General features: G+C 42.2%; 21 protein-coding genes. 2 read left to right on the forward strand and 19 right to left on the reverse strand.

Translation table 11 applies throughout. The annotated features are described in order from the left end of the window. The first annotated feature begins 96 nt into the window (after nucleotides 1–96). Nucleotides 97–951, forward strand: coding sequence for an Rv1352/Rv1906c domain-containing protein (locus tag CSV68_RS00090; RefSeq protein WP_099661187.1), 855 nt, complete (start codon nucleotides 97–99; stop codon nucleotides 949–951). Nucleotides 952–1,002: 51 nt separating this feature from the next. Here CSV68_RS00090 and CSV68_RS00095 read toward each other — a convergent pair whose 3' ends face one another. The 17 genes from CSV68_RS00095 to CSV68_RS00180 form a co-directional block, all read right to left on the reverse strand. After that, complete coding sequence (locus CSV68_RS00095) at nucleotides 1,003–1,356, reverse strand: DoxX family protein (protein ID WP_099661188.1); 354 nt, start codon at nucleotides 1,354–1,356, stop codon at nucleotides 1,003–1,005. Nucleotides 1,357–1,525: 169 nt separating this feature from the next. Beyond that, on the reverse strand, nucleotides 1,526–3,214 hold the full coding sequence (locus CSV68_RS00100; RefSeq protein ID WP_099661189.1) for an FAD-dependent oxidoreductase: 1,689 nt from the start codon (nucleotides 3,212–3,214) through the stop codon (nucleotides 1,526–1,528). A 106-nt stretch (nucleotides 3,215–3,320) separates the two neighbouring features. Next, a complete protein-coding gene (locus CSV68_RS00105) occupies nucleotides 3,321–5,273 on the reverse strand; it encodes a hypothetical protein (RefSeq protein WP_099661190.1) in 1,953 nt (650 codons plus the stop codon). Nucleotides 5,274–5,532: 259 nt separating this feature from the next. Then, nucleotides 5,533–5,760, reverse strand: coding sequence for a helix-turn-helix domain-containing protein (locus CSV68_RS00110; protein WP_099632916.1), 228 nt, complete (start codon nucleotides 5,758–5,760; stop codon nucleotides 5,533–5,535). A gap of 15 nt (nucleotides 5,761–5,775) precedes the next feature. Beyond that, nucleotides 5,776–6,267, reverse strand: a complete 492-nt coding sequence (locus tag CSV68_RS00115) for a DUF2975 domain-containing protein (RefSeq protein WP_099632915.1) — start codon at nucleotides 6,265–6,267, stop codon at nucleotides 5,776–5,778. A gap of 313 nt (nucleotides 6,268–6,580) precedes the next feature. Beyond that, complete coding sequence (locus CSV68_RS00120) at nucleotides 6,581–6,979, reverse strand: VOC family protein (protein ID WP_099632914.1); 399 nt, start codon at nucleotides 6,977–6,979, stop codon at nucleotides 6,581–6,583. A gap of 71 nt (nucleotides 6,980–7,050) precedes the next feature. Further along, on the reverse strand, nucleotides 7,051–7,548 hold the full coding sequence (locus tag CSV68_RS00125; protein WP_099661191.1) for an SRPBCC family protein: 498 nt from the start codon (nucleotides 7,546–7,548) through the stop codon (nucleotides 7,051–7,053). Between the two features lie 154 nt (nucleotides 7,549–7,702). Further along, nucleotides 7,703–8,131 (reverse strand): VOC family protein, encoded by a 429-nt coding sequence (locus CSV68_RS00130; RefSeq protein WP_099632912.1) that lies wholly within the window; start codon nucleotides 8,129–8,131, stop codon nucleotides 7,703–7,705. A gap of 121 nt (nucleotides 8,132–8,252) precedes the next feature. Beyond that, the gene (locus tag CSV68_RS00135; protein ID WP_099624638.1) at nucleotides 8,253–8,645 is read right to left on the reverse strand and encodes a VOC family protein; all 393 of its coding nucleotides are present in this window, start codon (nucleotides 8,643–8,645) and stop codon (nucleotides 8,253–8,255) included. A 367-nt stretch (nucleotides 8,646–9,012) separates the two neighbouring features. Further along, nucleotides 9,013–9,384 carry an iron chaperone gene (locus CSV68_RS00140; protein WP_099661348.1) on the reverse strand — a complete coding sequence of 124 codons (372 nt, stop codon included), beginning with the start codon at nucleotides 9,382–9,384 and terminating at the stop codon, nucleotides 9,013–9,015. Between the two features lie 455 nt (nucleotides 9,385–9,839). After that, entirely contained in the window at nucleotides 9,840–11,384 is a 1,545-nt protein-coding gene (locus CSV68_RS00150) for an acyl-CoA carboxylase subunit beta (RefSeq protein ID WP_099632909.1), read from the reverse strand. A gap of 26 nt (nucleotides 11,385–11,410) precedes the next feature. After that, nucleotides 11,411–12,193 carry an enoyl-CoA hydratase gene (locus tag CSV68_RS00155; protein ID WP_099661349.1) on the reverse strand — a complete coding sequence of 261 codons (783 nt, stop codon included), beginning with the start codon at nucleotides 12,191–12,193 and terminating at the stop codon, nucleotides 11,411–11,413. Between the two features lie 13 nt (nucleotides 12,194–12,206). Beyond that, nucleotides 12,207–13,112: a hydroxymethylglutaryl-CoA lyase gene (locus CSV68_RS00160; protein WP_099661192.1), complete on the reverse strand. Its 906-nt coding sequence runs from the start codon at nucleotides 13,110–13,112 to the stop codon at nucleotides 12,207–12,209. Nucleotides 13,113–13,135: 23 nt separating this feature from the next. Beyond that, on the reverse strand, nucleotides 13,136–13,348 hold the full coding sequence (locus tag CSV68_RS00165; RefSeq protein ID WP_233190367.1) for an acetyl-CoA carboxylase biotin carboxyl carrier protein subunit: 213 nt from the start codon (nucleotides 13,346–13,348) through the stop codon (nucleotides 13,136–13,138). Between the two features lie 26 nt (nucleotides 13,349–13,374). Next, nucleotides 13,375–14,733 (reverse strand): acetyl-CoA carboxylase biotin carboxylase subunit, encoded by a 1,359-nt coding sequence (locus CSV68_RS00170; RefSeq protein ID WP_099661193.1) that lies wholly within the window; start codon nucleotides 14,731–14,733, stop codon nucleotides 13,375–13,377. A 97-nt stretch (nucleotides 14,734–14,830) separates the two neighbouring features. Next, nucleotides 14,831–16,798 (reverse strand): acetate--CoA ligase, encoded by a 1,968-nt coding sequence (locus CSV68_RS00175; protein ID WP_099661194.1) that lies wholly within the window; start codon nucleotides 16,796–16,798, stop codon nucleotides 14,831–14,833. Between the two features lie 42 nt (nucleotides 16,799–16,840). Next, on the reverse strand, nucleotides 16,841–17,980 hold the full coding sequence (locus CSV68_RS00180; RefSeq protein ID WP_099661195.1) for an acyl-CoA dehydrogenase: 1,140 nt from the start codon (nucleotides 17,978–17,980) through the stop codon (nucleotides 16,841–16,843). Nucleotides 17,981–18,219: 239 nt separating this feature from the next. Between CSV68_RS00180 and CSV68_RS00185 the strand changes: the two genes are divergently transcribed. After that, nucleotides 18,220–20,028 (forward strand): helix-turn-helix domain-containing protein, encoded by a 1,809-nt coding sequence (locus tag CSV68_RS00185; RefSeq protein WP_099661196.1) that lies wholly within the window; start codon nucleotides 18,220–18,222, stop codon nucleotides 20,026–20,028. Nucleotides 20,029–20,494: 466 nt separating this feature from the next. Here the strand turns inward: CSV68_RS00185 and CSV68_RS17265 are convergent, their stop codons facing one another. Together CSV68_RS17265 and CSV68_RS17270 are read right to left on the reverse strand one after the other, a co-directional pair. Further along, on the reverse strand, nucleotides 20,495–20,905 hold the full coding sequence (locus CSV68_RS17265; RefSeq protein ID WP_099632901.1) for an SRPBCC family protein: 411 nt from the start codon (nucleotides 20,903–20,905) through the stop codon (nucleotides 20,495–20,497). A gap of 3 nt (nucleotides 20,906–20,908) precedes the next feature. Then, nucleotides 20,909–21,238 carry an ArsR/SmtB family transcription factor gene (locus CSV68_RS17270; RefSeq protein WP_199174992.1) on the reverse strand — a complete coding sequence of 110 codons (330 nt, stop codon included), beginning with the start codon at nucleotides 21,236–21,238 and terminating at the stop codon, nucleotides 20,909–20,911. Between the last annotated feature and the right edge of the window lie 211 nt (nucleotides 21,239–21,449).

The following is a 21,449-nucleotide window of genomic DNA, read 5'->3' on the forward strand; positions in this document are numbered from 1 at the left end:
AACTTCTCTGCTTATGAATCTACCTAATAGGTAGATTCTGTCAAGGTCTTTCATGTATTATATAGATACAATGCAAAAAGTGAGGTTACATACGAGATGAATAAAAAACAATTGTGGTGGGCTGTAGTTGGTGCAGCCGTATTACTGTTAGCTCTAATCATTGCCATTGTGAGCGATAAAGAAACACCCGAAACTACAATAGAAAAGCCAGCGTTAATCGAAACTCCGATAGAAAATGAAGCAACAGAAACATCTGATAAGCCTAAACGAACAGAAGAACACGATAAGGAACAACCTAAAATGAATGAAATCGAAAACGATGTAATAGAACCGGACGAATCAAAAAAAGAACACACAACAAAGCCAGCTACAAGGCCATCTAACACCGTTTCCGATGAAAATTCAACACAGCCGACGACAACAGCACCCAAGCCAACAGAACCGGAAAAACAATTGAACCCGTCCACTATGACTTCTATGACAGATGGGACCTATGAAGTAGGAACTGATATTGAACCAGGTGAATACCTCGTTTTCTCCAATGGCGTTACACTCTTGGAAAATACAACTGATCAATCAGGAAACCCTGACAGTATTGTGTTCAACGTTGCACTGGATGGACGTTCCCACACATACGTAACAGTACGCCAAGGTGAATACTTTACATTAAAAGGTGGAGAAATGTATCCGGTAGCCTCCGCGCCTAGTATTAAACCAGCCAATGGAATATATAAGGATGGCCAATACAAAGTGGGTACAGATATCCCCGCTGGTACGTATACTTTGTTGGTAGAAGATCAAAGCGACATAGGATTTTATGAGATTAGCAAAAACAGCCGACAAGATATGATGGATCTTCTCGTGAGTGATGTAGTAGAAGGTGAAACGTCTATAAATATAACAGACGGCCAATATTTAACGATCCGAAATGCTTATTTGAAAGTACAATAAAAAGAACACACAAAACCAAAACTCCTTTTGGTTTTGTGTGTTCTTTCATTTTTAGACCTTTCGTACTTTCAATACCCACCAAATTAACACAAATTGCAGTGGGAGCCTTAGCCACAATGCCGTTGCTGATACATCATAATTCTCAGCTGTAAAGGCCATATATATATTAACTGGGAATACAAGAACTAAAAACACCGCAATTAAAAAGCCCGTAACGAAGCGTGTCCGCTTCATGAACAATCCAATAACCAATGCTATTTCCATTAGACCTGATATGTACACAACGGCTTTTCTAAACGGTACCCACTCGGGCATCATTCCTGTGAAAAATGATTCCATTGCGAAGTGGCCGATTCCTGCCGCTAAAAATAATAGACAAAACACATATAAAGCAATTTTTCTCATACACGATAGTCTCCTAACTTTCCTCTACTCTGCTAGTGCCCTTTATACAATCTACGTAAACCTGATCACTCGTTAATATTATATTAAAAAAGCAAAGTGGTCTACAATTCAGTTCATTAATCAAAAAAACCTAAGCTCTCCAATTGGGAGCTTAGGTAATAAATTGAATTTAATTGAAGTTATACTCCGTTACAATTTTCTCTCTATCCGAATTCATATCATTGAAATACTCATATAAACAAATACCAAGGAAAGAACCCGATATATTCACAATGTTATCAAATCCACTGTTCTTCAAGGCCATCAATGCATTGTAACTACGTTGTGATGAGCGGCAATGAACATAGACGGGTACATCTTTAGGCACTTCTTCCATGCGGTCGCGCAGCTGACTGAGTGGAATATTCACCGCGTTCACTAAGTGTCCTTTCGCAAATTCATTTTCTTCACGCACATCAATAATCACTGCATTTTGTTCTACTAGTCCACGCACTTCCGATACATGAACTTGCTCATAACGGCCGTATAGAATGTTAAGAGCTACAAGTGCAGCCAAGTTGACGACATCTTTAGCTGTACTGTACATGGGTGAATAGGTTAACTCAAGCTCTTTTAAATCTTCAAGCGTACCACCCATCGAGATGAGTGTTGCGATGACATCAATTCGCTTATCGGCATTTCCTTTACCAATTGCCTGAGCCCCTAATATTTTCCCAGTCGGTACTTCAAATACTAATTTGAAGTGAAGCGGGTTACTGTTAGGCATCAATGCAACTTTATCGGGTGCAATAATATAAACGCTGTCATGCTGTATTCCTGCAGAAATCGCCAGTTTTTCATTGAGGCCAGTCGAAGCTGCTACTAGATCAAAAATCTGGATACTTGATGAACCGATGACTCCTTTGTTTTGATGTGGAATCCCATACATATGATCCGCTGCGGCACGTGCTTGACGTTGAGCAGGACCAGCTAAAGCCAGTCTAGTCGGTTTATGAAGTAACTGGTGATACACTTCAATGGCATCCCCGACTGCATATATCGATTTGTCACTTGTGCGGTAATTGGCATCTACTTTAATACCACCAAGCTCACCGATTTCAAGATCAGCGCCTTTCGCAAGCTCTGTCTCGGGACGAACACCAATTGCTAAAACTACTACTTGTGCATCAACTTGTTTACCAGAATTCAACGTAACGTTGTTATCAGTAATTTTAGCCAACCCATCGTTAACTATCACTTTGATCCCTTTATCCATTAATTCTTTATGCAAAATTTGCGCCATATCATAATCAAAAGGCATCATGACCTGGTTGGCAAATTCGATTAACGAAACATTCCGTCCAGCAAGCTTTAAGTTCTCCGCCACTTCTACGCCGATGAAACCACCACCGATAACCGCTATATTGGCTATGTCTTTCGTTTGTACATAGTTGTTCAGACGCTCAATATCTTCCACGTTACGAACGGTGAAAACATGTTTCGAATCTACACCTTCCAAATTCGGAACGATTGGACTGGCTCCTGGAGATAACACTAATCGATCATAGCTCTCCTCATATGTTTCGCCTGTCAGCACATGCGAAATACTCACCGTTTTTTCTTTGCGATTAATGGCTATCACTTCTTGGCTAACACGCGCTTCGATATTATATTTGTTTTTAAACGCGACCGGATCCATTAACACTAGTTTGTTACTATCTTCTACAATTCCGCTGAGATAAAATGGTAAAGAACAGTTAGAAAAAGATACATGCGGTCCTTTTTCAAACATAATAATCTCTGCTTGCTCATCCATGCGTCGAATACGTGCAGCTGTTGAAGCCCCTCCAGCTACTCCGCCAATTACAACAATCTTCATCACGCCATCCCCTTAATTAGTAGTTATCTTAAATAAACTATATACCCCTCAGGGTATATAGTCAACGAATTGATTTAAGGTTCAGAGTTTGTTTAAAGTTTGAGTTTTAATTCGCTAAGTCCGCAACCAAGCGCCTTAGTAGGACTAGTGTCTCTCTTCTTAAGACTTGTGCCGTTTCGATATTCAGCTCAACTTCTTTACTGAATGAGGATGCGCGAATACTGTTCACCCAGTGTGTGAAGTACGCTACCACATGTCCTTTATCTACATTTTCTTTTAATAAACTCGTACCGTTTGCGCTAAGATAATGATAGAAACTACCGAGCGTGACATAGTGATAGTACTCTTCACTGCCGATTTCGACAGAAGTTAATCCGGATTCAGGCATTGCTACATCTACTAAAGGCATCGTCTGTTTATCCGCCCGAGCTTTAACTAGAACATGACCGAAAAACTCTTCCACTGCCTTTACATAATCCGCCATAATAAAAGTGGCTTTTTGACCGAATTGTTGATTTTCCCGTTGAAAGCCTTTTTCCATTTCTCGCCATTTTGCTTCAGCAGTCGTTAAAAGACGTTTCACTTCATTAGATTTTAATAAAAGTGGCAATTGTCTTCCGGCTTTTTCAAAGCGCTCTTTCTCTTCCTCATTGAACAGTAGCGCACTTTGAGAAGTGAGTGATGTAAAGGTCTCTTCCAACAGCGTCGCCGCTTGATTAGGATCAATTGGTTCCAAATCATATTGGTCAGCCTTTTGTATCACCGCTTCAACTTCTGAAGATAAATCTTTCAAGTAAAACTCTGTCAGGAATTCATTTAATTGAATCAAAGCGTCCGTAATCATAATTTCACGGTATTCGATCCCTTCGTCAGGCACCAATGATAGAACTCGGTTTCTTAACTTCATGCCTTCATTGCCTAATTCCCAGCCAATCAATAAGTTTAAAGCTGGTTCTTTCACATTTCCTTCCTCTGAAGTTAATGTTTTATCTGCCTTATAAAAACAAATCATTGCGTTCAATAAATTCCTTAATATAGCGTCTTGATCTTCAAACGGTAATTCGGAAAAATTCGCTGTACACATTTCTTCAATTTCGCATTCGTAAAAGAAAAAATTGAAATCGGCTTGTATAAAGGAATCTTCCTGTATCTTGCCACCATGTTGTTCTTCAATAACATTTTTCATTCGTAATATGTACTCGGAAACCTTCGTTAGTTGCGAAACGATATCCCCTTTGTATTTCTCGATGCGATATTGAATTGCTTGCATATCACCATGCAAAACATGCACGGCGTGATAATCATAAGCAGACTTAGAAAGATTCACCAAGCTCATGACGGTTGGTATATCATTCAAATCGAATAGATCATTGAATGTGATATAGAATTCCAGACCGACACTGTGCATTTCTTTGTACTTCATCATATGAATCAAGCGTTCACAAAAACTTCGCTTCGTCGCAAAGTCGATCAATGTATCGTTATGAACGACTTGTAAAAACAGATCATACAGATTCATAATGGTCTTTTTCGTTACGCTCTCTAAAATATCGGGATCACGTGTTTTATCCATTAGCACACTAAGTTCATTGAAGTATCTAGCAAGTGTCTGCATATGATCGGCACGTGTGTTATTCAAGGTTGCACATAACGGATATATTTTTGAATTAAACAGTTGCCAAGAATCCGCCACATGTCCCTCATTATTGAAGAAATAGAACCAAAGATGGTACCGCCAATCCCCTTTTGCTTTGGTATCCTGATCTAGCTCAAACGGATCGAATTCTTCACCATATGCTAGTGCGAGTAATGTTTCATTATATTGGCTCGCTAGCGTAATTTCACTGCCATACAAGTCAGATAATTCTACAAGCAATGCATACCGTTCATCATCCCTGCATTCGTTAATCACTTTCGTAAACGAAGGATGGTCGATGACGTGACAAACATCTAAATGACGCCCTTTAAGCAACCACTGACGCAGCATATAATCCAAGAATTCTTCCGAATCCAAATAAGCCCCAAAATGCCGGGCTGAAAACTCCTGATAAATATCCAAACCAATTCCCCCTTAAACATCTGACAACATATAGATCTGTACGAATAACAAACTTTATTCCAAGAACAATAAAGTTTGAGCTATCCTTATCATATCGCGATTTCTCTTTTTTCTCTACCTAGAAATCACAGTTTCAAAAAAGCTAGGCCAACAGTGAGGTAAATTCATTTTATTATAGACAAAAATATAGAACATTCCATATTCCACGGAAATGCTCTATATCTTTAAACCTTTTTATAAAACTTGTTACATTCATTTTCTAATCTGGACTTACAGTATCTTCGTCCATTTTGTATTCTAATATATCACCAGGTTGACACTCTAAAGCTTTACAAATCGCATCCAATGTAGATAGTCGAATCGCCTTCGCCTTTCCATTTTTCAGTATTGAAATATTTGCCATTGTAATTCCAACTCGCTCGGAAAGTTCTGTAACACTCATTTTCCTTTTAGCCAACATCACATCAATATTGATTATAATTGTCATGTTATTCACCTCAGCTCAGACTATTAAATCATTTTCCTCTTTTATATCTATCGCTTCTTTTAAAAGCCTTTGAAGAACAGCGGCAAAAACGGCAATCACTATGGATGCAAAGATAGGGATCATTCCGACTATTACGAGACCCGGAGCGTCGTCTATCTCCGCCATAATAAAGACGAATGGAAGAGCTACTACATACAAGCCGCTGATTATGATCGCACAGTATTTAATTTTCTTTAGAGCCCTAACAGATAACTCAGAGAAGGCCTGATTTTTATCAATAAAGTTTAATAGGGTAAAGGTCTGATATAATGCGAAATAAAATGGAATCACCGAAATATACATGACTGCTAAAATACTATATACCACATAAGCAAAATCCCAACCTCTATCTGCAGCTTCACTTGCCTCACTTGCTATCTGCGGCAATAAAAATATGCATAAAGCTAGAACTGGAATTCCTATGAATATGACAGCTAACTTTAAAAATAGCGTTGTTCCTCGTTTCATAAAACGCACCTCATTTATCTTCTATAATGTAAATTTCACTTTAACATGTAATTTATCGATTAACAATAAATATAATTCGATTTAGAACACATTTTTATTACTAAGCATATCGATACATCTTCTTCTAGAAGCTGAAGATATCTTCACGAAGCTTTCGTAATATTTTTAATTGAAAAACGCTGACCCCATTTACATTAACTAAATGGGGTCAGCGTTTAATTGTATATTACTTTTTCTATAAAATAAAAAATGTGCCTAGGCTTTCAATTAAGTAGCTGATTGTGAAATATCTCAGATTTCTTTTACCACTACATTACTCTGGTAAGTTTAACTGCCATGAAATTCCGAATTGGTCGTTCAGCCATCCGAATTTTTTACTGAAGCCATAGTTATCTAAAGGCATGAGGGCTGTACCATTTTGCAACATTTTTTCATAAAGTCTGTCAATTTCCTCTTCAGAATCACATGTTAAATAAATAGAAAATGATGGCGTAAACGTAAACTCGTGATCGATATGGCTGTCGATACACATGAACTCTTGCCCTTTTAACGAAAATAACGCTTGTATAACTGTACCTTCCTTACCTGGCCCTTCCGCTCCGTATCGAGTAATACTTTTAATTTCTGATTCATCGATGAGTGAAGTGTAGTATTTCATAGCTTCTTCTGCGGTACCGCCTTGAAACATTAAAAATGGTTTGACGTCCTTCATATTTAACTTCCCTTTCTTTACATAAACTTTATTTTTGATTGAACTATTTTAACTAGCTATTTCAACATTTATTAGCCTTTGTAGCTAACTTCACCTGTTTCAACTAATTCCTTCAGTCCCATAAACATATAATTCCAACCTACTTCAGTACCATCACGCATTTCGTCAAGTGCTTTTTCAATCTCAGAATCTGTCCAATTCGATTCTTGAGCAACATGGATCAATTGTGTGAATGTCATCTCGCAGCCTTGCTCGAGTTCTTTTATCTCAACTGTTATCGTATCTTCTAAATCGCTCATTTCTGGCATCTTAAAAGTGAGCTTGATTTTTTTAGGAGAATCAAGTTCAAGGTATTCGCCAATGGCACGGTAATCTTGTCCTCCCCTGTGGTCAATAATTTCCCAAGTACCGCCTACTTGAGGATTATTTCGCGTCACTTTATTCGTTCCTTCCAACGTGAAGAACCATTTTCCCATCATTTCTGGTTTTAACCAAGCATCAAATACTTTTTCAGAAGCTACTTCAAAATTTCTTATCATTTTCAAACGAGTAGATGAAACTTTACTCATACTTACACCCCTTATACTTAATTATTGTATTGCTCAATAGCAACTTATCGAAAACGTAATTTTTTCATTCACTAATGAATGTATGAAATATAGTTTAAACAGCTAATCAACGCAAATAAATCACGAATTATTAAGCAGTTTAAATTGAGCGCTATTAATAAGCTGCGTCTTCTTTGTTTACACTCAATTGCCAAATTACACCAAATTTATCAGTGACACTACCATAAAGATTTGCCCAGAACGTCTCTTGGAGCTCCATCCCAACTGTTCCACCTTCTTTTAGTTTCTCGTAAATCGTTTGTAACTTTTTCTCTTCGGTGCATTGGTAAGCTAGGCTTATATTGTTGCCAAGCGTGAAAGGAGAACCAGGGAACGTATCTGAAAACATCACAGTGCTACCTTCGATAGCTAAACGAGTATGCATAATTAAGTTTTTGGCTTCTTCTGGAAGAGGGTATTCTGGATTTGGTGATTGATCCCCAAAAGTCATAATATTAGGTTCTTCTGTTTCAAAAACTTCTGTATAAAATTCAACAGCTTCACGGCAATTTCCATTAAACGTTAAATAAATATCAATAGCCATATTCTACCACTCCTATAATTTAATCAAAACGAATGTAGTTGTCTGCAAATAAACCCATTAAAATCATTGCGGAACAAAACGTCTCTTTAGTTTAAGATTATATTCCCCACAAAAAACCTTATCATTTTGCATTTTTATCTGGTTGATGAAGCCCAAAAACATTACCCTCGGTATCCAAATAATAGCCTTGCCAAGCCATTCCTGGCAACGCGTATTTAGGTAATGCAACACTGCCTCCACCATCAATAATTTTTGCTTCCGTTAAATCATAATTATCGACTCCTATAGTACAAGCATAGCCATTTAGTGGTTGGTTACGTTCTGGACGTGGACCTTGACGTTGCATTAATGCTCCATCCACTCCAAGGTCACTATCACCAGTCACTGCTCCGTAGTAAGGCATTCCTGCATACTCACTCCAGTCCTGAAAGGTCCATCCGAATACATCCCCATAAAACTTTTGTGCCCTTTCCATGTCGTCTACGTGAATTTCAAAGTGAACTACTCTCCCCATCTTTTCCCTCCTCCTTTTAGTACAGAACATGTTCCCCATTTATATCCAATCGTTCTTACTCCGATAATTAAAAGCAGCTAGATTTTGATATATACCCATTTTTAACTTATCAGTAGTAATTAGTATGTCTTCCTCTTGCGCCTTCTATCCCTCACTACTCTCGGAGGGTAGCATTTCACAGAATGGATTACTAGTAAAATTGAATTACTAAATAAATTAATCAAGACAATTTCTTAGAGTCTTGATTACCAGTTTAAGGCTGATTAGACGACGTTTATTTAACAATTCTTTGAGAATAGCTATTCTCTATTTGCTCTTCAATGGTTTTGCCAGAATAATTAAAATATCAGTGGGTAGTTTCGCTTGTCTATTTCCGCCAAAAGCTCGTAACGTCCATTTTATCCTCTATATTAAACTCAATAATTTTCTTAAGCAATTCGTAATTGATTGGCTTATTCCACTGAATTTTAAACAAGCCTTTAGTTGCACTGTAGCCGAGTTGTGCAATATCATCTGCAAATTTCGCAATCCCTGCGTATTCGGGTGAAATGCTCATATGATGCTTTGCTACGGAAAAACCAATTATAAAAGTGCCATGATTAGAAAACATTGGCGTATTCCATTTGATGACCGGTTCCAAATCGGGAAATTCATTAGCAACCCACTTCAACACTTCCTCCATCCGTTCACGATGGTCGGGATGATCGATACTTGCCAGATATTTTGAAAAAACCATTATGTGACCTCCTTTAAAATAATTACTAATATCATCTCTATCAACGGGAATGTATGTTCTGATTATAGCAGATGAATACATACTTTGGCTAGTGACAACCGACATTCATCTCCCGCTAACTCAAGGGGCTATACCTGAATCATTCTTTGTAGCGGAAGTCTTCTGCCAGAAGTCAAAAAAAATTTGTGAGGGACCCAATCTTATTAACAGCAAAGTTTCAAATTCCGGTATATGTTGAATCATCCAATCTAAGACAGATTGAACACTAGGATTTAATTTTAACTGTCTACGTCGATGTTCATTGAAAATTATTTTACTCATATAAAACACTTCTAGCCGAATAGTTACCTTCAGTATACAGAGGAAGTGACATATAAAAAACCCCAAATGGAGTCACTTTTTAAAGTGTCTATCATTTGGGGCTCAGTTCATGATGACGCGTAGGCTGTCGCTTTCGATCACACCGGATAAACCGGATGCTTGCGGTCTGTAACTTGGACATATTTTGTCGCATACGCTTCGTAGCGTGTAATCAACTCATCACGCAGTGAGTCTGCCGGGACGATCCCGTCAATAATCATTTCAGAAGCTAAGTGATAAATATCGATATCTTCTTTGTATTCATTACGCTTTTCTTCAATATAAGCTGCGCGCTCTTCTTCAGGCAACGCAGCGATTTTATTTGCGTAGACTGCATTGATAGCTGCGTCTGGCCCCATGACCGCTATGGAAGCAGTTGGCAGCGCTAAACACGCATCTGGTTCAAATGCCGGGCCTGCCATAGCGTACAATCCTGCACCATATGCTTTGCGGACGATGATAGAAATTTTCGGCACTGAGGCTTCTGACATCGCAAAAATCATTTTTGCACCGTGGCGGATGATGCCTGCACGTTCTACTTTTGTTCCAATCATGAATCCAGGCACGTCGACTAAGAACAACAGGGGGATGTGGAATGCGTCGCAGAGATTGATGAACTTTGCCGCTTTGTCGGCAGAGTCGTGGAAAAGCACGCCGCCTTTAACGCGCGGTTGGTTTGCGATAATGCCGACTGCTTTTCCATCAATGCGCGCAAGGCCAGTAATAAGCTCGCCTGCGAACAGTTTCTTAATTTCGAAAAATGAATCTTCATCGATAATCCCCTTGATCAAGTCGTGCATATTGAACGGTGCGTTTTCATTTTTCGGAATGATTTCTTCCAATGTCTTATCCAGCTGTTTCGGTGCCACAGCATCATGTACAGGAGGCCTTTCTGAAAAGCTTGCCGGGAAATACGATAAATATCTCCGCGCCGCAGCGATTGCGTCTTCTTCATTTTTCGCGAGCACATCGCCGCATCCTGATGTTGTGCAGTGCATGCGCGCGCCGCCCATTTCTTCGAGCGTTACTTTTTCACCGATGACCATTTCTGCCATGCGCGGTGATCCGAGGTACATCGAAGCGTTTTTGTCGACCATAATGACGATATCACAAAACGCTGGGATATACGCACCACCTGCAGCAGACGGTCCGAACAAGACACAGATTTGTGGAATGCGGCCGGATAGCTTTACTTGATTCTGGAATATTCTTCCTGCACCCCGGCGGCCTGGGAACATTTCGACTTGATCCGTAATCCGTGCGCCTGCTGAATCGACTAAGTAAACGAGTGGCACATTTAATTTTTCAGCGGTTTCCTGGATGCGGATAATTTTTTCCACTGTCCGCGCACCCCATGAGCCTGCTTTAATTGTGGAATCATTCGCCATGACACAAACAACTTGGCCGTTAATCTTCCCCATGCCTGTCACAACTCCGTCAGCAGGAAGATCGCCCGCCATGCAGTTCGCAAATTGACCGTCTTCGATTTTAAGATCCGAATCAAATAATAATTTCAAGCGGTCCCGGACGAACATTTTCCCTTGATCCGCATTTTTCTCATGGTATTTCGGCGCGCCACCTTTTTTAATCTGTTCTACTCTTTCATTCAATGCTTGCTGCAAAGATTTTGTATCTGTTGTCATCGTCCTGCCTCCCTTATGATCATTCATCATTCGCCAGTATAAACAGGCTTGCGTTTTTCCTTGAATGCCTTCAGTCCTTCGAGCCGGTCTTTAGAAGGAATTGTCACTTCATAGGCGTTCTGTTCAATTGCGAGCCCTGTCTGCAGTTCGACATCATAGCCGTGGTCAATCGCGAACTTCGCCTGCGCGACAGCAAGCGGGCTATTCGCTGCGATTTGTCCCGCGACAGCAAGTGCTTTAGCCATCAGCTGATCAGATGCCACAATGTATTCAGCGAGCCCGATTTCCGCTGCTTCTGCTGCTTCGACTCTGCGCGCTGTGAAAATAAGCTCCTTCGCCCGTCCTTTGCCGATCAATCTGGGCAGACGTTGCGTACCGCCTGCTCCTGGAATAATGCCGAGAGAAGTTTCCGTCAATCCAAACTTTGCCGTCTCTGCTGCAATGCGGATGTCGCATGCCAGCGCCAATTCTGTTCCGCCCCCAAGCGCAACACCGTTAACTGCGGCGATGACCGGCTGAGGAAGTGATTCAATGCTGTTAATCGTCTGGCGGATCAATGAAACCGTCTTGCGCACATCGACCGGGTTCATTCCTGCACGTTCTTTTAAATCAGCGCCCGCACAAAAAGCTTTTTCACCGGCGCCTGTTATAATAACTGCGCGGATTTCCCGGTCGTAGCGACATTCTAGCAACGCATCGTAAAGCCCGTTTAGCATCTCGACTGACAATGCATTCGCCGCTTCCGGACGATTCAATAAAATGACCGCAATTCCGTCGCCACGCTTCTCTACTACCACTTTATTCCCCATCCACTCACGCCCTTCACCTATCATGCGCAACGACAGCCTGCAAGTTTTTACTTGGAAGTGCCTGCCCGATTTTTTCTTGAATAAACGCGGACGCCGCTAAAATCTTCTCTTCATCAACGCCGGTATGAATCCCCATGCCGTGCAGCATATACAATACATCTTCTGTCGCCGCGTTGCCTGATGCACCCGGTGCATACGGACAGCCGCCGAGCCCGCCAGCTGAACTGTCGAACACCGTAATGCCCATATCAAGCGAGGCTAGGACATTCGCTAAAGCTGTCCCGTGCGTGTCATGGAAATGCATCGCTAATTTGTCCGCTGGAAAACGTTTCAGCAGCACGTCAAGTACTTCCTGGACTTGCCGGGGATTCGCAACGCCGATCGTATCGCCTAACGACAACTCATCAATACCCATTTCAAAAAGAGATTCCGACAAGCGGACGACTGCTTCTGTATCGACCACTCCTTCGTATGGACAGCCAAACACTGTAGACACATAGCCTCTCGTCCTCTTGCCCGCCGCATTCGCGTCTTGGACAATTTCTTTTAATACAGGCAATGTATTCACGATCGTCTTATTAATATTTTTCAAATTATGCGTTTCGCTCGCCGACATGAACACCGCCGCTTCATCGATATCCGCCGCAAAAGCTCGTTCAAGCCCCTGGCGGTTCGGGACGAGCGCTGAGTAAGAGATGCCAGGCTGCCGCTTAATGCCCGCCATCACAACACTTGCGTCCGCGAGTGCCGGAATCCATTTCGGATTGACGAAAGACGTCACTTCAATCGATGTCAGACCACTTTTGGACAGCTTATTAATCCAGGCGATTTTGTCTTCTGTGGGAATGAAGATTTTTTCGTTTTGCAGTCCGTCACGTGGTCCGACTTCTTTAATCGTAATCGTTTCAGGCCATTTCATCGTTTCATCTCCTTCTACAGGATTTATTCAATGATTGCGATGACGTCTCCTTCGTTGACGAATTCGCCCTCGTTTACCTTTACTTCTTTTACGACGCCGTCAAAATCAGTAGCAATCGGTATTTCCATTTTCATCGATTCCAAGATGGCGATGTCTTGATCTTCTTCTACTGCGTCTCCTGCTTTCACAAGTACTTTCCAAACGCTTCCTGCCATGCTTGCTGTAATTTCTGTCATACTAATTCCTCCCAGTGTCATTTCATCTACTTTTGTTTTATCTTTTTCTTCGTCAAATATTTTTCCACAAATTCCGTTGTCGTTTCCCCAGATCGGAATGCTTCATGCGCTGCTACTTCCTGTAGCATCGGAATATTTGTCTTGATACCTTCTATATGGTAGTTCGAAAGTGCTTCCTGGAGCCGGTCGATTGCTTCGTCGCGGTCTTTACCTTTGACAACGAGTTTCGCGATCATCGGGTCGTAAAACGGTGTGACGACTGACTCGCCGTGGACTGCCAATTCGTGGCGGACGCCCGGTCCTTCGGGTAGCTTCAGTTTCGTGATCGTCCCGGGTGAAGGGAAAAATGTTTTCGGATCTTCTGCGTAAATCCGCACTTCAATTGCGTGCCCATCGCGTTTGACGTCTGCCTGCGTAAATGAAAGTGTTTTCCCCGCTGCGATTTCAAGCTGCTCTTTCACTAAATCAAGCCCCGTAATCTCTTCCGTAATCGGATGCTCTACTTGCAGTCGTGTGTTCATTTCAAGAAAATAGAAGTTTTGATCTGCATCGACTAAAAACTCGATTGTGCCAGCGTTTTTATAGCCGATAGACTTCGCTGCTTTAACCGCCGCTTCACCCATTTTTTTTCGGGTCTCTTCCGAAATGAATGAAGACGGTGCTTCTTCCACGACTTTTTGGTGGCGGCGCTGGATTGAGCATTCGCGCTCCCATAAGTACACTGTATTTCCTTCATTGTCCGCTAAAATCTGAATTTCAATATGGCGTGGTTTTTCGACGAATTTTTCAATATACATCGCGCCGTCTCCGAAGAAATCAGTAGCTCGTTTTTGATTACCTTCAAACGCTTTGCCGACTTCATCGGCGCTGTGGACAACTTGCATACCGATTCCGCCACCGCCTGCAGATGCCTTCAGCATAACCGGATAGCCAATGCTTTCCGCCACTTCGATTGCTTCTTCCGCGTCTGCAAGCGAACGAGTGACACCCGGTACGACTGGAACACCGGCTTTTTCCATCGCCTTACGCGACGCAATTTTGCTGCCCATCTCAGAAATGACTGCAGGTGAAGGTCCGATGAACACGAATCCTTCTTCTTCGCAGCGGCGAGCAAATTCGGCATTTTCAGAAAGCAGACCATAGCCTGGATGGATCGCTTCTGCTTTCGACTGATGAGCTGCTTCTAAAATTTTATCGATTTTCATATAACTTTCTGTTACACGGGGGCCGCCGAGCAAATATGCTTCATCCGCCTGCTTGACATGGACAGCTTCCGCATCTGCTTCCGAATAGACACCGACCGTCTTAATGTCTAGCGCTCTGCATGTACGCATAATACGGGCCGCTATTTCCCCACGGTTTGCAATTAAAATCTTTTTAAACATGACATTCACCCTTTCAATTTATCCTGTAACAAGCTTTTATCAGTATCAATTTAAGAAAGAGAAGGCCGGCCACAAAAAGACCGGCTCTGCTGTTCATTTATTTGCCTGCAGTATTCGCTTCCATGACGCTCTGAAGTTCCTTAACTGTCGATGGATCTTCAAGCCCCGTCACATCGCCTGCAACACTGCCTGTCGTAACGATTTCTTTAATCAGACGGCGCATAATTTTTCCACTCACCGTTTTCGGCAGTGAGTCGGTTAGGACGATCTCTTTCGGTAGGGCTATTTTTCCAATTTGGCGGATGATGTTTTCTTTAATCCGTTCTTTAACTTCCTGCCCTTCTGCTTCATTTTCAGAAAGGCGAACGAAAACTAAAGGCACTTCCCCTTTAATTTCATCCGGCACACCAATGACCGCGCATTCCGCCACGCCTGCACATTCAAGCACAGCACTTTCCATTTCCATCGTGCTCAAACGGTGACCTGCGACGTTGAACGCATCGTCGGAGCGGCCGACTACCCAAATATAGCCGTCTTCATCGATCAGTGCGAGATCGCTTGCATAGTAGCTGCCGTCGACTTGGCTGTAGTAGGAACCGTAATAACGTTCCGGCTCTCTCCAAATCGTCCGGCACAACATCGGGAACGGCTGTTTAATGATCAAGTTGCCGAGCTGCCCGGCTTTCACAGGTTCGCCGACTTCATTGACGACATCTATCACCGCGCCTAAAAACGGTTTGCCAGAAGAGCCGGGTTTCATCGGCGTCAGCCATGCTGCTCCTGAAATCGGTGAGCCGGCTGTTTCGGTCTGCCCCCAAGTGTTGTTAATATAAACTTTTTTCTTGCCGAGCACTTCATATGTCCAGTGCCATGTCTCCGCATCGAACGGCTCACCGACGAGTGCGATTACGTCAAGACATGATAAATCAAACTGCTCGATCGGCTTCTCCCCCATGCTTTTCAACATGCGTAGCGCTGTCGGAGCGGTAAATAGTTTATTGACACGATATTTTTCAATGATTTCATAAAAACGTGTCTTCTCGGGATAATCGATCGCTCCTTCGTAAACAACTGTCGTGACGCCGTTCGCAAGAGATCCGACGATGCCCCAAATGTGCATCGTCAACCAGCCGATATCCGCTGTACACCAAAATACATCGTCATCTCGATGGTCGAGATGGTATTTCGCGTAGACATAGTTCTGCACGACAAATGCCGTTCCTGAATGGACGATCCCTTTCGGCTTGCCCGTCGTGCCGCTCGTATAGAAAACAATGCCGCTTTCATTTGCTTCAAGGCGCTCAGGTTCGCAATGAATGCTTGCTTTTTCCGTCAGCTCATGCCACCAGTAATCGCGACCTTCTTGCATATCGATATCGATACCCATGCGATTGACGACGATGACCGCTTCAACTGATGAAGTAGACGGCGCTACTTGATCAACTTTTTCTTTCAAACGGATTTCTTTGCCGCGGCGCACTGTTGCATCCGCGGTGACGATGACTTTCGGTTCAAAGCTTTCAAGACGATCGGACAAAGAACGCTCGGAATAGCCCGAAAATACTGCGTTGTAAATCGCCCCGACACGGAAACAAGCGAGCACCGCTATGACCGCCTCCGCCAAGTTCGGCAGATAAATCGCGACACAATCGCCTTTTTTCACACCAAACGACCGAAGCACATTGGAAAAACGGTTCACTTCAGCAAGAAGCATCGAATACGTGTAAAACTTGGAATCGCCGTTCTCACTTTCCCAAATGAGAGCTGTCCGGTTACCGGCGCCGTTATGTATATGCCGGTCGAGTAAATTGATACTCGGATTTGTAATGCCCTCAACGAAAAACTTGAAATCGGGAAGCGTGCCGCTGATCGTCTCTTTCCAGGGTTCATACCATTCGAGCTCACGGGCTTGCTGATCCCAAAATGCAGCCGGATCTTCTTGGGACTGCTGGAGAAGTTCTTGGAAAGCTTCCGCGCTACCAATTGACGTCGAGCGCACCTTTTCTTCACTAGGATAAATAAGTTTACTATTTGCCGCTAATTGTAAAACTCGTTCAATATCCATTCAATCGCCCCTTTGTCAATTCATTAAAAATCCTTTCACAAATCAGCAACCGATCTGTTTTGCAATGACCATGCGCTGAACTTCAGACGTGCCTTCACCGATTTCTAAAAGTTTCGCATCACGGAAGAAACGCTCGACCTGGTATTCTTTAATATAGCCATAGCCACCGTGAATCTGCACTGCTTGATCGCAGACCCGCATGCACATTTCAGAAGCAAATAATTTTGCAAATGCCGCTTCCTTTTTGAATGGACGGCCTTGATCTTTCAGCCAAGCTGCTTTATACACCATATTGCGTGCCAGTTCAATATTCATCGCCATATCCGCGAGTTTGAACTGAATCGCCTGGAAGTTCGAAATGCTTCTACCGAATTGCTTTCGTTCCTGCGCGTAATTTAGCGCCTTCTCGTACGCACCCTGCGCGATGCCGACACCCATCGCGGCGATGCCAATCCGTCCGCCGTCAAGTGTTGCCAAAAACTGTTTGTAACCGTTTCCAATTTCACCGAGAAGATTTTCTTTCGGCACACGGACGTTTTCCAAAATCAATTCCGTCGTGTTGGAAGAATGAAGCCCCATCTTTTCGTAGTTTGAGATGACCGTAAACCCTGGTGCATCAGTTGGTACGATAAATGCACTGATACCGTTCGTTCCTTTCGAACGGTCTGTAATCGCCGTTACGGCAAGATGTTTCGCATAACTCGCATTCGTAATGAAACATTTCGAACCATTAATGACCCACTCATCGCCTTCAAGTACAGCTGTCGTCTCTGTACCACCTGCATCGGACCCAGCATTCGGTTCCGTCAATCCAAACGCCCCGAACGATTCGCCCGTACAAATCGGCGTAAGATATTTCTCTTTTTGCTCCTGTGTGCCGAATAAATGAAGTGGCGCGCCGCCAAGTGAAATATGCGCAGAATACGTGATGCCTGTCGATGCGCAGACACGGCTCAATTCTTCCGTAACAATCGCAAAACTCGTCGTATCCGCTCCGCCACCGCTGTACTCTTCTGAGAATGGTAGCCCCATCAATCCTAGCTCTGAAAACTTTTCAAAAATCTCTTTCGGGAATTCCCCTGTACGATCACGCTCATCTGCACCCGGTGCCACTTCCGCTTCCGCAAACTCACGAACCAGCTTGCGCACCATTTGTTGTTCATCCGTTAAATCAAAATTCATATCCAATATCCTCCATTCTTTCATTACATTCTGTTATTGCCGCTACTTGTGCTATTAACACTTACATTGCAAACGCTTTCATCTATACGTATACTTTCAATAGACACGCTTTCATTTTATTTCCAATTCACTTATAATTATAAACAATAAAAAAAGTCAATTCCATGTGTGATTCTCCGAAAGAATTTGTGTGTTTTACACAAAAAACATAAAATACCATAAGGTTAGGATGATAGATTATGCAAGACACGTTAACTCACCGCCAGCTCAAATCTCTTGTACATGTTTCCACTGTCATAAACTCTTCATTAGATATTGAAACGATTTTCGACTTAATTATCGGTGAAGCAATTTCCGCAGTAGACGCAGCAGGAGGCGGTTCAATTTGGGTTTTCGACCAGCAGAAACAGCGCCTGATGGCCAAATCCGCACATGGCTTGTTTTATCCACAAATCTTTAAATCGATTGAATTAAGCAGCGGGGAATCTATGACGGGTATGACGTTTCAAATGGAAAAAGGACTAGTGTTTAAAAACGAAGAAGAAATCAAACAGGCGCTCGATACACTCACTCCTGACAACCGAACGCTTCTTGACGAATCGATTCCTGATAATTTCCATTTTACTTCAATCATTTCATCGCCGATTTTATCGAAAGGAACGTGCATAGGCGTCATTACGCTTGATTCATTCGATAAATCACTTCATTTCAAAAAAGAGGATATGCAACTATTAGAGGCGATCGCCGAGCAAGCCGCCATCGCGCTCGAAAAATCGAATATTTATTATAAAGAAAAAAAGATTGTCCAGCAGCTGTCACGCTCGATTGAAACGCAGCGCAACATCGCCAATCTCGTCGTCAACGGAGAAGGAATCCAATCCATTATCGACTATATTTACAAAACAATCGGCGAGCATATTTTCTTATTCGATGAAATAGGCGAACTGACCGCTTCTGCCTGCCGCACGCCTGTGTCAGAAGAGATGCAAAGCGAAGTACGACGCTTTGCGAAACAGAACGACCAGTCGCCCAATAGGCCGTATAGCGTCTCTGAAATCACGCTAGGCCTCGAAACGTATCAATTCATCGCGCTGTCGCTACAATCGAAAATGAAGTCGCTCGGCACGCTCATCATCGTTTCAAAAGATCCAATCGGAGAAGCTGGAATCATCGCGCTCGAACACATTTGCACGGTCATCATGCTCGAGCTCGTCAAAGTACAAGCTGTCTATGAAACACAGCAGCGTCTGCAGGGCGAATTCATGACAAAAATATTATCTGGCCAGGCGATCGATGAAACATTAATGAAGCAGGCAAAAAATCTACAATTCGACTTGAACCGCAACTACATCGCCGTCAGTATCAACGTCGAAAACAAAGACAAATTGCAGCACGGTGCTATCAGCGAAAACGTCATCAACAACCTGCTCCATATGACAAATAAGTACTTCCTGGGAAAAAACTCGCAAGGCGCTGCGCTTATCGATCAAAACAAGCTTGTCGCCTTATTCTCCTACCCTGCCAAACTGCAGACAGCAAACCAAGTAAGTAGCATTAAACAACTCGCCTTGCACTTGCAGCAGGAAATCGAAAAAACATACAGTGAACTCGACATCACTATCGGCATCGGCAGAATGAAATCAAACCTTGCCGCCGCACATGAATCGTTCAAAGAAGCTGAAAAATGCATCACATTCATGAAAAGCTACCATTTCGAAGAACGCGCACTGTCCTACACAGACCTCGGCATCCAGCGTTTCATCTTACAAAATTCAGAAGAAGAACTGCTCGATTTCGTCCACGAAGTCATCGGCTCGCTTATTCAATACGAACAAACTCGAAAAGGAGACTTGTTGCAAACACTACTTACCTATTTGCGTCAAAACCAAAACATCAAACGAACCGCTGTCGCCCTTCACGTCCATACCAACACGCTGAACTACCGCCTAAAACGGATTGAAGAAATTCTTTCAACCGATCTGACAGATGGCCAGCAATTATTCAACATTCAGCTGGCGGGGAATATTTACCACTATATTAAACGGTGATAAGGGGATGGGCTCCAGTCTTTGGAATTTCCACTGATAGCTCAATAAATGTAGGTCAATCATTCGTATCATGTGCTCAAGTGATCGACAACTATCTTTGGACAGATATCGCGATGTTGTTCAAAACGTTTTTGTCGGACAAAGTTAATTCTGCTGAAATTTACTGAATACAAACAAAGAACAGCACTGTAAACGTCAATTTTCTTAACGTTTGCAGTGCTGTTCATTCTATCTTCTTTTAAGAATTACATAACGCAATAGTAAGGATGCAAATATTCAACCATCTATAATTTATTTTATTAAAAATGATTGATTACTATTCAAATGGAGCAGATGTAAAATTTCTAATTTCTCCTTAATTCGAAAAACAGAATACTAATTGGAAATAACACCCATTTAGTGTTCTGTTTATTGTTACTTATTATACGCTACTAGGGCTTGTTCAGTTAGCTAAAGCCACAAGTAATCATTTTTCTACTATTTTTTTAAGTTGCTCTCCAAAATTCGTCCAACTGTATTTGGCTCCTTCAATAGCGCCTTTGGTTGCTTTTGTTTGTTCACTGAAACCAGTTTGTTGAAAATGTACATGCGTATTACCATCTGAACCTGTTTTTAACGTCCATGTGATCGTAGTCGTTTCACCAGCACTTGCCCAAGTGTATGTTAATATGTGAGGTTCCTCTACTTCAAGCACCTCACCATTAACGATTCCATCCCACCATTCATTTGGCTCAGAACGAAATTGGAACTTTTCTCCGATTACTGGTGAAAAGTCATTTTGCCATATCCATTTTGCCAGCATATCTGAATCTGTTAACGCTTTCCACACTTGCTCAATCGAACTTGTAAATTGAAAGTCTAATGATACATCTGCCATGGTCTATTCCTCCGATACCTTTTGTTTTACATGTGCTACTTTTTCCATCGAGAAATTCTCATGAAATGATACCCAGTTTTTAATTTCTTGCAATGGGGTAGCATTTATTCGATATCTTGTTTCTCTTCCTACTTTACGTACAGTAACTAGGTCAGCCCCTTTAAGAATAGCCAAATGTTTAGATATGGCAGTACGCCCCATTTGAAATTCCGAAGTTAGCTCGTACAAAGGTAATTCATCTGCCTCTGCCTCTGCCAACAAATATAGCAATTTACGTCTTGTTGGATCAGCGATAGCTACATACACATCACGTTTTTGTTTTCTTTCGCTCATAACCTCCCACCTCGCATATAGGACACCTAACAGTGACGTGTCAATGTTCATTCTTGACATAATTAATATACCTTTATTCACTCGTCAATAATTAAATTCAAAATCAACTTTTTTATTTGCATATTTCTTCATATTCCTTCATTTTACTAATAATCACAAAATACTCTCTTCAATTTTAAAAGACACAAATCCTTAGTTAGGACGTGTGCCA

The organism is Sporosarcina sp. P29 (assembly GCF_002743265.1).
Taxonomy (GTDB): domain Bacteria; phylum Bacillota; class Bacilli; order Bacillales_A; family Planococcaceae; genus Sporosarcina.

Excerpts from the sequence above, each read along its gene's own strand:
- CSV68_RS00095 (WP_099661188.1), bottom strand. The coding sequence starts at position 1,356 with ATGAGAAAAATTGCTTTATATGTGTTTTGTCTATTATTTTTAGCGGCA.
- CSV68_RS00185 (WP_099661196.1), top strand. The coding sequence starts at position 18,220 with ATGCAAGACACGTTAACTCACCGCCAGCTCAAATCTCTTGTACATGTT.
- CSV68_RS00170 (WP_099661193.1), bottom strand. The coding sequence starts at position 14,733 with ATGTTTAAAAAGATTTTAATTGCAAACCGTGGGGAAATAGCGGCCCGT.
- CSV68_RS17270 (WP_199174992.1), bottom strand. The coding sequence starts at position 21,238 with ATGAGCGAAAGAAAACAAAAACGTGATGTGTATGTAGCTATCGCTGAT.
- CSV68_RS00150 (WP_099632909.1), bottom strand. The coding sequence starts at position 11,384 with ATGACAACAGATACAAAATCTTTGCAGCAAGCATTGAATGAAAGAGTA.
- CSV68_RS00125 (WP_099661191.1), bottom strand. The coding sequence starts at position 7,548 with ATGAGTAAAGTTTCATCTACTCGTTTGAAAATGATAAGAAATTTTGAA.
- CSV68_RS00110 (WP_099632916.1), bottom strand. The coding sequence starts at position 5,760 with ATGACAATTATAATCAATATTGATGTGATGTTGGCTAAAAGGAAAATG.
- CSV68_RS17265 (WP_099632901.1), bottom strand. The coding sequence starts at position 20,905 with ATGGCAGATGTATCATTAGACTTTCAATTTACAAGTTCGATTGAGCAA.
- CSV68_RS00175 (WP_099661194.1), bottom strand. The coding sequence starts at position 16,798 with ATGGATATTGAACGAGTTTTACAATTAGCGGCAAATAGTAAACTTATT.
- CSV68_RS00160 (WP_099661192.1), bottom strand. The coding sequence starts at position 13,112 with ATGAAATGGCCTGAAACGATTACGATTAAAGAAGTCGGACCACGTGAC.
- CSV68_RS00135 (WP_099624638.1), bottom strand. The coding sequence starts at position 8,645 with ATGGGGAGAGTAGTTCACTTTGAAATTCACGTAGACGACATGGAAAGG.
- CSV68_RS00130 (WP_099632912.1), bottom strand. The coding sequence starts at position 8,131 with ATGGCTATTGATATTTATTTAACGTTTAATGGAAATTGCCGTGAAGCT.
- CSV68_RS00090 (WP_099661187.1), top strand. The coding sequence starts at position 97 with ATGAATAAAAAACAATTGTGGTGGGCTGTAGTTGGTGCAGCCGTATTA.
- CSV68_RS00155 (WP_099661349.1), bottom strand. The coding sequence starts at position 12,193 with ATGGGGAATAAAGTGGTAGTAGAGAAGCGTGGCGACGGAATTGCGGTC.
- CSV68_RS00115 (WP_099632915.1), bottom strand. The coding sequence starts at position 6,267 with ATGAAACGAGGAACAACGCTATTTTTAAAGTTAGCTGTCATATTCATA.
- CSV68_RS00100 (WP_099661189.1), bottom strand. The coding sequence starts at position 3,214 with ATGAAGATTGTTGTAATTGGCGGAGTAGCTGGAGGGGCTTCAACAGCT.
- CSV68_RS00180 (WP_099661195.1), bottom strand. The coding sequence starts at position 17,980 with ATGAATTTTGATTTAACGGATGAACAACAAATGGTGCGCAAGCTGGTT.
- CSV68_RS00165 (WP_233190367.1), bottom strand. The coding sequence starts at position 13,348 with ATGACAGAAATTACAGCAAGCATGGCAGGAAGCGTTTGGAAAGTACTT.
- CSV68_RS00120 (WP_099632914.1), bottom strand. The coding sequence starts at position 6,979 with ATGAAGGACGTCAAACCATTTTTAATGTTTCAAGGCGGTACCGCAGAA.